Annotated in this window: 7 protein-coding genes; 6 read left to right on the top strand and 1 reads right to left on the bottom strand. The window is 70.6% G+C overall.

Annotation, left to right across the window (positions count from 1 at the left end):
- The first annotated feature begins 158 nt into the window (after positions 1-158).
- The 5 genes from ACFQ87_RS41945 to ACFQ87_RS41925 all read left to right on the top strand — a co-directional run bounded on the left by ACFQ87_RS41945 (position 159) and on the right by ACFQ87_RS41925 (position 4,764).
- Complete coding sequence (locus ACFQ87_RS41945) at positions 159-800, top strand: hypothetical protein (RefSeq protein WP_380616233.1); 642 nt, start codon at positions 159-161, stop codon at positions 798-800.
- A 183-nt stretch (positions 801-983) separates the two neighbouring features.
- The gene (locus ACFQ87_RS41940) at positions 984-1,769 is read left to right on the top strand and encodes a thioredoxin domain-containing protein (protein WP_380616232.1); all 786 of its coding nucleotides are present in this window, start codon (positions 984-986) and stop codon (positions 1,767-1,769) included.
- Positions 1,770-1,786: 17 nt separating this feature from the next.
- Positions 1,787-2,419 carry a vitamin K epoxide reductase family protein gene (locus ACFQ87_RS41935; RefSeq protein WP_380616231.1) on the top strand — a complete coding sequence of 211 codons (633 nt, stop codon included), beginning with the start codon at positions 1,787-1,789 and terminating at the stop codon, positions 2,417-2,419.
- A gap of 301 nt (positions 2,420-2,720) precedes the next feature.
- The gene (locus ACFQ87_RS41930; RefSeq protein WP_380616230.1) at positions 2,721-3,650 is read left to right on the top strand and encodes a hypothetical protein; all 930 of its coding nucleotides are present in this window, start codon (positions 2,721-2,723) and stop codon (positions 3,648-3,650) included.
- 574 nt (positions 3,651-4,224) lie between these two features.
- Positions 4,225-4,764: a BlaI/MecI/CopY family transcriptional regulator gene (locus ACFQ87_RS41925; RefSeq protein WP_380616229.1), complete on the top strand. Its 540-nt coding sequence runs from the start codon at positions 4,225-4,227 to the stop codon at positions 4,762-4,764.
- Positions 4,765-4,885: 121 nt separating this feature from the next.
- Here ACFQ87_RS41925 and ACFQ87_RS41920 read toward each other — a convergent pair whose 3' ends face one another.
- The gene (locus ACFQ87_RS41920) at positions 4,886-7,402 is read right to left on the bottom strand and encodes a WD40/YVTN/BNR-like repeat-containing protein (RefSeq protein ID WP_380616228.1); all 2,517 of its coding nucleotides are present in this window, start codon (positions 7,400-7,402) and stop codon (positions 4,886-4,888) included.
- A 315-nt stretch (positions 7,403-7,717) separates the two neighbouring features.
- On the opposite strand from ACFQ87_RS41920, the gene ACFQ87_RS41915 reads away from it, so the two are divergent.
- Positions 7,718-9,979: glycosyl hydrolase (locus ACFQ87_RS41915; protein WP_380616227.1), on the top strand; the 2,262-nt coding region annotated here is incomplete at its 3' end.

The following is a 9,979-nucleotide window of genomic DNA, read 5'->3' as shown; positions in this document are numbered from 1 at the left end:
AGGGTTTTTTGATTGGTCGGGTGGGGAAAAAGGGGAGAGGCCCCCCCCCCCGAGGTGCAACTTCCGGGGGCAGGTGAGGCCCTCCCCCCACCTCGCCCCCGACCGACCCTCCCGCCGGGCGGGGTCGGATCTCAGAAGGCCGTGCCATACTCGGCCGCATGGAGCCCGGGATAGCGCTTCGCACGGCGCGCGCGGCGGTGTTCACCGCGTTGCTGCTGACGCTGTCCGCCGGCGGTCATGTCCTACTGACCGGTACGCCGTTGCCGGACACCATCGTGGCCATCGCCGTCGTGGCCGTCCTCGGCACCGCCCTCCTGCTGTCCTCGGCCGAGCGGGCGTTCGTCCAGATCGCCGCCGTGCTCGTCCCGCTGGAGCTGACGCTCAACGCGATGTACTACGTCGGCCAGGACACCTGCCGGGCCGGCGCCCGGCAGAGCGGTGAGCTGCTCCCCGACCTGCTGTGCGGCGGAAGCTCCGTCCACGGGCTGGGGCCCGTCCCCGTCCTGCCCGGGCAGCCCACCGGCGTCCAGCTGGCCGCGGTGTTCTTCCTCCATCTGACCGCCGCGCTGGTCGCCGCGGTGTGGCTGCGGCAGGGCGAGAAGGCGGTCTTCCGTACGCTGACCGCGCTCGCCGCCCGCCCGGCGCGGATCCTGCTGGCGTGGCTGCTTCCCGCAGCGCCCGCCGAGACCGGCCCCGCACCGGCTTTCCCCGACCAGCAGCGGCCGGGACCGCAGGAGGTCCTGCGACGCGGCACCCGACGGCGCGGCCCGCCGCTCCTCGTCCGGACGCCGACCGGCTGACCGGACGGCCTGCGCTCACCGATTCCCTGAGCGTGCCGTCCGCGGGGTCACCACCCCGGCAGCCCGTCGTCGCCTCTCCGCCAACCCACCCGGGCAGCCTGCCCGCCTTCCACGGAGACGTCCCGGACCCGGACGTGGCCTCGCGGCCGCACCGGTGTCCGCCGGACGGGAGACGAGACCACCATGAGCAACAGGAACAGCCAGGGCGCCAAGGGCTCCGCCCGCGAGCAGATGCGCGTCGAGCGGGAGCGTCAGCAGCGGGCCGCGGCCCGCCGCAAGAAGATCCTCATCGGCGGCATAGCCGTCGCCGTCGTCGGCGCCGCCGTCGGCATCAGCATCGCGACGGCCGGCAGCGGCGGCAGCAGTGGCCCGCTGGTCGTGCCCGCCAACACCACCGGCACCAACGGCACCGTGATCGTCTACGGCGATCCGAACAACAAGAACGTCCTGGACGTGTACGAGGACTTCCGCTGCCCGGTCTGCGACAAGCTGGAGACCGCCGACGGTCCGACCGTCCAGCAGCTCGCCGACAACGGCACCTACACGATCCATTACCACCTGGCGACCTTCCTGGACGCCAACCTCGGCGGCAGCGGCTCCAAGAACGCCCTCGCCGCCGCCGGCGCGGCCCTCAACGAGAGCCCGCAGAAGTTCAAGCAGTTCCACGACGTCCTCTACGCCAACCAGCCGGACGAGCAGTCGGACGACTTCGCCAACACCGGCCACCTGCTCGACCTCGCCGCCAAGGTCCCCGGCCTGGTCACCCCCGACTTCACCAAGGCCGTCCAGGACGGCACATACAAGTCCTGGGCGGGCAAGGTCAACGAGGCCTTCAACAGCAGCGGCGTCTCCGGCACCCCCACTTTCAAGCTCAACGGCAAGCAGCTCACCGTGTTCGACGGCCAGGGCAACCCGATCACCCCGGCCCAGTACACCCAGCTGATCCAGCAGACCATCGCCGCCAAGTGAGCCACGGGAGCCCGCACATGACCACCGCCGCCAAGCCCCCCACAGCGGGACGGACGGCCGGACGGCTCACCGACCCCGTCGACGGCGGCCGGGCCTTCGGCCTTCTGCTGGTCGTCGCCGGGGCGATCGGTCTGGCCGCCTCGATCACCCTCACGCTGGAGAAGATCCGGCTGCTGGAGAACCCCGCCTACGTCCCCAGCTGCAACATCAACCCGATCATCAGCTGCGGCTCGGTGATGCGCACCTCCCAGGCATCCGCCTTCGGCTTCCCCAACTCCCTGATCGGCCTGGCCGGTTTCGCGGTCGTCGTCACCATCGGCGTCGTGGTGCTGACCGGTGCCCGGCTGCCGCGCTGGTTCTGGCTGGGCCTCCAGGCCGGAACTCTCTTCGGCGCCGGCTTCATCACCTGGCTGATGGACCAGACCCTGTACTCGATCGGCGCGGTCTGCCCGTACTGCATCGTCGTGTGGATCGCCACCGTCCCGCTGTTCTGGTACACCACCCTGCACAACGCCAGGAACGGCGTGATCCCACTGCCCGCGAGGTGGCGCCCGGCCGTCGAACTGGCCGCGCGCTACCACTGGGTCGTCCCCGCCGTCTGGTACCTGGTCATCGCCCTGCTGATCCTCAACCGCTTCTGGTACTACTAGAGCACCCTCCTCTGAACCCCGCCCGAGAGCGAGCCACCCCCGCTGCGGCGGCCTTCCTGGCTGCCTGCCGCGGGGAGTTGGGCGATGCCGGGGCCTCCGGCGAGGCGTACTGGATGACGGTGTCGAGGCTGTCGTCGTCGAGTGCCCAGCCGAGCCAGACCGGTTGGCCGTACGAGCGGCGGCGCGCGGTCGTCGCCCATCGAACGAAGGAATCACCCGGACACCCGGACTGAGAGCGCCGCCAGTCGCCAGCGCGCGTTGAAACAATCGACCGACAACGGCAGCGACACCGGAGCAATGCATGCGCGATGCCCGACGGTACCTGCAGCTTGCTCTCGCGGCCATCTGGCTTCTGGACGCGGCGTTGCAGTACCAGCCCTACATGTACACCAAGGCGTTCGGAACCGAAGTGCTCGCCGCCTCGGCGCAAGGCAACCCGGCGGTGATCGCACGGCCCATCACCTGGGTGGCCGGCATCGTCGAACACCATCCCGTCAGTACCAACGCGGCGTTCGCGACCATCCAGCTGCTGCTGGCCCTCGGCATCGCGTGGCGCCCCACCGTCAAGCCCGCACTCGCGGCATCGATCATCTGGTCACTGGGCGTCTGGTGGTTCGGTGAAGGTCTCGGCGGCGTGCTGACCGGCACCGCCAGCCCCGTCTCCGGAGCCCCGGGGCCGGTCATCCTCTATGCGTTGCTCGCCGTCCTGCTCTGGCCGGTCAGCGTCGAAACGGGCGCACCGGAGAGAGCATCGTTCGTGGCCGAATGCCCAGTGGGCGCGGGCACCGCCCGGGTGCTGTGGCTCGTGTTGTGGGGGAGCCTTGCCTACTTTGCCGTGCAGGGGAGCAACCGCAGCCCGGAGGGACTCCACGACATGATCTCCTCCAGCGCCTCCGGTCAGCCCCGCTGGCTCGCCTCGGTCGAGCACCACGCCGCGGGGTGGGTCGCGCATCAGGGTACGGCGGTCTCGATCACACTCGCAGTCGTGCTCGCCGTCATCGCCGTCGGGGTGTTCCTGCCCGTGCCGCTCGTCCGGGCTTCGCTCATCCTCGCCATGGCGTTGGCTGCCGTCGTCTGGATCGTCGGACAAGCCCTCGGTGGGATCTTCACCGGACAGGCCACGGACCCCAACTCCGGTCCGTTGCTCGCTCTGCTCAGCCTCGCCTACTGGCCGCTCAAGCCCCGCCGGGCATCACCGGACACCGGATCGGAGCCTGCGTCCCAGCCCTGACGCGCGGCCGTGCACACTCATCCCCATTGTGGGGACACCGGGACTCATGCGCTCCCGCGAGATGCCCGGGGACCACATGATCCGGGCGTGAAGGGTGTCAAAACTCCGATCGGGCTGCTGATCCGGGGGTCTCCCGCGGAGATTGAGGAGGCGGGATCGATGCGGCGCGGTCCTCGGGGGAGTGGGCCCATGACCGGCCCATTGAGTACGCCCGCCCGTGCGCGGCGCGCTGGGCTCATCGGTGGCCGTCGGTGGTGTACGGTGTCCGGCCGACCGCGACGGCCCATGGGGAGACGCAGCAGAAGGGGCCCACCGGAGCGGGCCCCGGCCTCCGCCGACGTCTCACAGGTTCCACAGGTGGGTCCTCTCGTCCGGGCACAGGTCGGTGACAGTGTGTGAAAAATCCGGCAAGAGCAGTTGCGGGGCGCGTTCGGCGCCCACCCGTTCGCCCACGGAAGTCACTCCGTTCGGCCGATCCGTCGGGGAACGGGCGAGGGCTTGACGGCCGTCGAAGGCGGGTAGGGTCCCGCCGCCGACGGTGGACCGGTGGCCGCGCCGGAGGAGACGGGGGAGCGTGGGCGGGGATCGCCGGGAACAGAGACGGGATCACGGCGCCCTGGAGGCCGAGGTGATGGGCGTCCTGTGGGCCGAGGGGCAGCCGATGACGGCTGCGCAGGTGCACGAGGCGCTCGGCGATCCGGGGTTGGTCTACAAGACGGTGCTCACCGTGCTGGGCCGGCTGTACGGCAAGGGGCGCCCGTGGTCCAGGTCGGTCGGGTTCTCGACGTCGACGGACTGCGTCGGTGCGGGCGACGGTGTGGCGGCCGCGGGCGGGGGAGTGGCCGTGTGGGACGAGGCCGGGGGCGTGTGGGCCGGGGCCGTTCGAGGCGGTGCGGGGGTGGCCGGGACCGTCGGTGAAGCCGAAGGCGTGCTGATGGTCGGGGCCGTCGGGGCCGCCGTCGAAGGCGGTGCCGTGACGGCGGTGGTGGTGGCCGGGGGCGGGCTGGAGGGCTGGGTGTTGCCGCCCTTGTCCGCATCGCAGGCCGAGGCGGTGCCGAGCGCGGTGAGGATGAGGACGGCGATCCCCACGGCTCTGTGTCGGTGCATGAGGTGAGGTCTCCCGGTTCTGGCGGACGATGCGGCCATGAGACGACAGCGGCGCCTGTCCGGTTCCGCAGGTGTGCGCGCGGCCCACCAGCCGAGGGTGGCTGGTGGGCCGCACGTGGGAAGTACCGTCAGCCGGTGATCTTCCACAGGCCGCGGCCGTGGGTGGCGGCCATCAGGTAGCTGCCGTCGGGGGAGACGGTGAGGTCGGAGACGGAGGCGTTCGGCAGTCCGGCGCCGAGGCGGGTCCAGCTGCCGGAACCGGTGGTGGCGAACACGCCGACGTCACCGCCGACGACGACCTGGCCCTTCCAGAGCTTCACCACGCTGAACGGGGCGTCCGGCAGGTTGCCGCTGATGTCCGTCCAGTGCGCGCCGCCGTCGCGGGACTCGAAGACGTGGCCCACTCCGGCGCCGTCGATCCAGTGGCGGCTGTAGGAGCCGTAGACCGCGTAGACGTGGCCGGCGTCGGCCGGGTCGACGGTCAAGCCGGTGACGAAGCGGTTCGGCAGCTCGGGGGCGCTGATCCGGTGCCAGGTGCCGCCGTAGTTGGTGTCGATGCCGGAGGTGAACGGCGTGGCCGCGCCCGGGTTGCAGCCGTTGCCGGTGCCGCACCAGCCGACGTAGGTGGTCGGACCGGAGACGGCGACGGCGGTGGAGGCGTTGCCCGCGCCGAGGTCGCGGACGGGCTTCCAGTCGCAGACCTGCTGCCAGCAGGTGGTGTCCCAGCCCTTGCCCTGGTTGTCCCAGACGTAGCGGCCACCGGCGACCCAGTGGTCGGCGTTGCCCGGGTCCGCGGAGAAGGGCGCGTTGAAGCGGCCGTCGGTCTCGCACGGGCTGGTCTTGTTCTGCTTGCAGTTGGGCGTCACGTAGTACCAGCTGTGGCCGCCGTCGTCGGACTTGGCCATCGCGAGGTTGGTGTACTCCGCGACCACCCGGTTGCCGTTCTTCGGGTCGACGACGACGTCGAAGCCGTCACCGCCCTTGGGCTCGGCCATGTGGTCGCTGCCCGGGGTGAGGACGGAGTAGCCGTTGTCCTGCAGGCCGCCCCAGGCGATGTCGCCCTTGCCGTCGGGGGAGGCGCCGAGGCCGCCGTAGTAGTACTGCAGGGTGCGCAGGGTGGCGTTGCGGTCGGTCCACTGGACGACCTTGCGCAGCGCGGCCGGGCGGGACCAGACGCCGCCGTCGTTGCCGAAGTACGCGGTGCCGTCGGGGGCGACGACGGCCGCGTGCTGGTCGGGGTGGGTGGTGTTCGGGCAGGTGTTCTTGGCCGGGTCGTCGTCGTAACAGGGCAGGTCGTAGTTCCAGTACGGCCCGATGGTGTCCCAGCTCTTCCCGCCGTCGGAGGTCTCGTAGATGTCCTCCAGGCCGAGGTAGACGTGGTTCGGGTCGGCCGGGTCGACGGTCACGTACTGGTCGTACCAGGACTGCGCGCCCGGGGTGCCGGCGCGGCCGCCGGAGGCCTTGAGCTTGGCGGCGTCGGCGAGCTTGGTCCAGGAGCCGTTGACGTCACCGGAGTCGGCGGAGTAGACGCCGCCCAGGCTGACGTTGGTCGGGTCCTCCACCACGGCGTAGAGCTTGCTGCTGTCCGGGGTCCAGTCGAAGGTGGTGCGGCCGAAACGGCTCGCGTCGAGGTCGCCGGTGGGGGTGGCCTTGGTCCAGGTCGCGCCCGCGTCGTTGGAGACGTAGAAGCCGTTGTACTGCAGGTCGTCGGGCTTGGTGCCGCCGCGCCAGCCGAGGGCGGCGACGACCGTCTGGCCGTGGCTGCCGGGCCGCACGTGCACGTCGGTGACGAATGAGGTGCGGTACGGCGAGCCGGTCGGGTTGGGGTCCGGCTTGAGCACCGTCTGCCAGGGGCTGCGGATCTGCTTCGACGGGTGCTTCAGCAGGCCCTGGTTGGTGGCGACGTAGACCTGGTTGTTCTCGGCGAAGGAGATCCGGAACACCATGCTGTTGGCGACCCGGTCGCCGACCAGCTGGAAGGTCTGTCCGTGGTCCGTGGAGCGGTAGATGCCGCCGCCCGCGATGCCGTCGGCGTTGCTGTTCGCCTCGCCGGTGCCGACCCACAGCGAGTGGTCGGCCGGGTTGACCGCGACCGCGCCGATGGAGAGGGTGTCCTGCTGGTCGAAGACCGGGCTCCAGTGGGCGCCCTGGTCGGTCGAACGCCAGACGCCGCCCCCGGCGGCACCGACGTACAGGTACTGCCCGTCCACGGCCAGCGAGGTGATCCGGCCGGAGGCGACGCCGTGGCCGGCCATGTGCGGGCCGAGCTCGTACGAATGGTCGGAGGTGTTGTACGGCGCGCTGGAGAGCTCGCTCCAGCGGCCGCCGGTGGTGGCAAGGCCGTTGGCGCTCTGGCGGCCGGCGGCGAACGCCTCCGAGCTGACCGTGGTACCGGGGGCGGTGCGGACGGCGCTGTACGCGGCGTCGGCGGCCAGGATGTCGGCGCTCTCGCCGCCGCCCTCACCGCCGTCCTCGTCCCCGAACGCCTCGGGGCCGAACGGCGGCAGGGCGGACCCGTCGGTGACGACGGTGCCGGGGGTGGAGTCGGCCGGTGCGGCGTGGCCGGGTATCGCGTTGAACAGCAGCAGAGCGGGCAGGGCCGCGCTCAGGGCTACGCGGGTCGCGCGGCGCCTGGCTGAACTCATCGGGGCTCCTCACGGATGACGCGGAAGTGCGGCCCCAACCTGCCGTCTTTGATCATTTCAAGGAAGAGCTGTGTAAGAGTATTTGCCGATGCGTTAGATATCGGATGCGAACGATGCGCGAGATTGAACCCCCGCCGGTTGAGGGCCGGTTGCGACCTCGGGGCATCCCGTTGCTTTTAACTGATTTCACAGAATTGAGTTTTAATCATTCGTTACGCAGATGCCCTTCACGCGGTGCCATTGCACCGGCCAGGCTTCGGTCTGATCCGCCGGGAGTGCGACCGTGCGCCCCGGCCGCCCAGGGGAGGACGCACCGTGCCGAACAGGCAACGACGACGGCTGCTCATGAGCGCCGTCACGCTCACCGCGCTCGGCCTGACCACCACTCAGGCCATCGCCGCGCCCGTGGCCCAGCCCGGAACCCAGCCGAACCCGGTGCAGCGCCTGACCGAGGCCGGCCAGAAGCACGCCCAGAAGGTCAAGGGCAAGCCGGCGGTCGGCCAGACCTTCTCCGCCAAGGCCGAGACCGGCGGCGACGGCGGCAGCGACGAGGCGGAGAACTCGGCCGAGGGCACCGCGCAGTACACCGAGGCCCGTACCGCCCCCGGCGTGGTGGCCCCCGGCGCCTACGGTGCGGCCTGGGCCCAGCTGCAGTCGCTGCCGCACACCGGCGGTTCCTGGGATCACGTGACGAACAAGCCGTACAACGGCGACGACCCGCGCTACCGCGACGTCAACTCCAACTCCAGCGGCGGTGCCGGCCTGGTGACCGGCCGCATCACCGGCATCGCGGCCGACTCCGACGGCTACGTCTACGCGGGCGGCGCCAACGGCGGCGTGTTCCGCTCCCGCACCGGCGGCGGCCACTGGGAGCCGATCGCCGACAAGCTGCCCACGCTGTCCACCGGCACCCTGAACCTGGACGGCGGCGGCCGGCTCTGGTATGCCACCGGCGAGTCCAACACGGGTGCCACCTCGTACGTCGGCACCGGCGTGTACGTGCTGTCGGACCCGAAGCACGGGAAGTTCCAGCCCGGCAACCGGGTCGGCGGCGCCGAGTTGGAGTCCACCACGATCCACCAGCTGCGCTTCGCCGGTGACAAGGTGTGGGCGGCCACCAACCGGGGCGTGTGGAGCCATTCCACCACCGATCTGTCCGGCCCGTGGACCATGGAGTTCGCGCCCAACCCCGACTACCTGCCCGGTGGTGCGAAGGCGAGCGACCCGAGCGCGCCGTACAAGAACATCGCCAACGACGTCGCCATCGACCCCAAGGACCCGTCCAAGGTGGTCCTGGCGGTCGGCTGGCGTGGCGGCGACACCTACAACGGCTTCTACAGCAAGGCGGCGGACGGCAGTTGGCAGCGGGTCTCGTCGCTCGGTGATCTGCCGACGGACGCGGCGAACGTCGGCAACGTGACCTTCGCGCGCTCGGCGGACGGTTCGCGCTACTACGCGATCGACCAGTCGCCGGACGTGATGGCGCACAACCCGGACACCGGTCTGAAGGGCATCTACGTCTCCAAGTCCGGTTCGCCGTCCGGTCCGTGGACGCTGGTCGCGGACAAGGACAAGCTCAAGGGCTCCGGCTCGGCCCTCCAGGACGCGGGCTACCAGCCGGGCATCCAGTCCTGGTACAACCAGTTCCTCCAGGTCGACCCGGCCAACCCGGACCACGTCTGGGCGGGTCTTGAGGAGGTCTTCGAGACCACCGACGGCGGCGCCAAGTGGGCCACCATCGCCCCGTACTGGAACAACCCGTTCCCGTGCTGGAGTATCGACCCCGCCAAGCAGACCGGCGACTGCTCGCCCACCACCCACTCCGACCAGCACGCCGTCGCCATCGGCAGCTACCAGGGCAAGACCAGCGTCTACGTCGGCAACGACGGCGGCATCTACACCCGCCCGGTCAACGGCCAGCTGGACGCGGGCGGTCACGCGAAGGACTGGAAGTCCCTCAACGACGGGACGATCGACACCCTGCAGTACTACTCGGTGGGCGTCGGCAAGGACCCGTCGGACCGCTCCGGCCGGGGTGTGATCGTCAGCGGCGGCCTCCAGGACAACGGCGAGTCCATCCTGCGCGCCCACGACAAGGTGATGGGCTCCAACTTCGGCGGCGACGGCGCCGACACCCTGGTCGACCCCACCAACGGCTGCAACATCGCCGAGGAGTACGTCTACCTGGACGTCTGGGTCACCCAGAACTGTGCTGTCAATGACGGAAGTTGGACGAAGGACCCGAGCAAGGCAACCTCCTTCGAGGTCGCCCCGCCGGACAAGGACCTCGGTGGCGCCGGGGCCCGCTTCATCGCCCCGATCACCACCGACCCGAAGAACACCAACACCTGGATCGCCGGTGGCCGGCACGTCTGGGTGCAGAACAAGGGCTACGCGATCCGTAGCGGCAGCGAGTGGACGTCGGCCTACGACCTCGGCGAGGGCCACGTCGCCACCGCCGTCGCCACCGTGGGCGGCACCGTCTACGCGGGCTGGTGCGGGCCCTGCAACAACCAGGGCTTCAGCCGCGGCATCGCCGTCGGCAAGACCGACGGCACCGGCTGGCACCAGCTGAGC

Origin of the sequence: Kitasatospora sp. NPDC056531, assembly GCF_042794375.1 — a bacterium.
Taxonomy (GTDB): Bacteria; Actinomycetota; Actinomycetes; order Streptomycetales; family Streptomycetaceae; genus Kitasatospora.
This window is presented reverse-complemented; position numbering and strand designations above follow the sequence as displayed.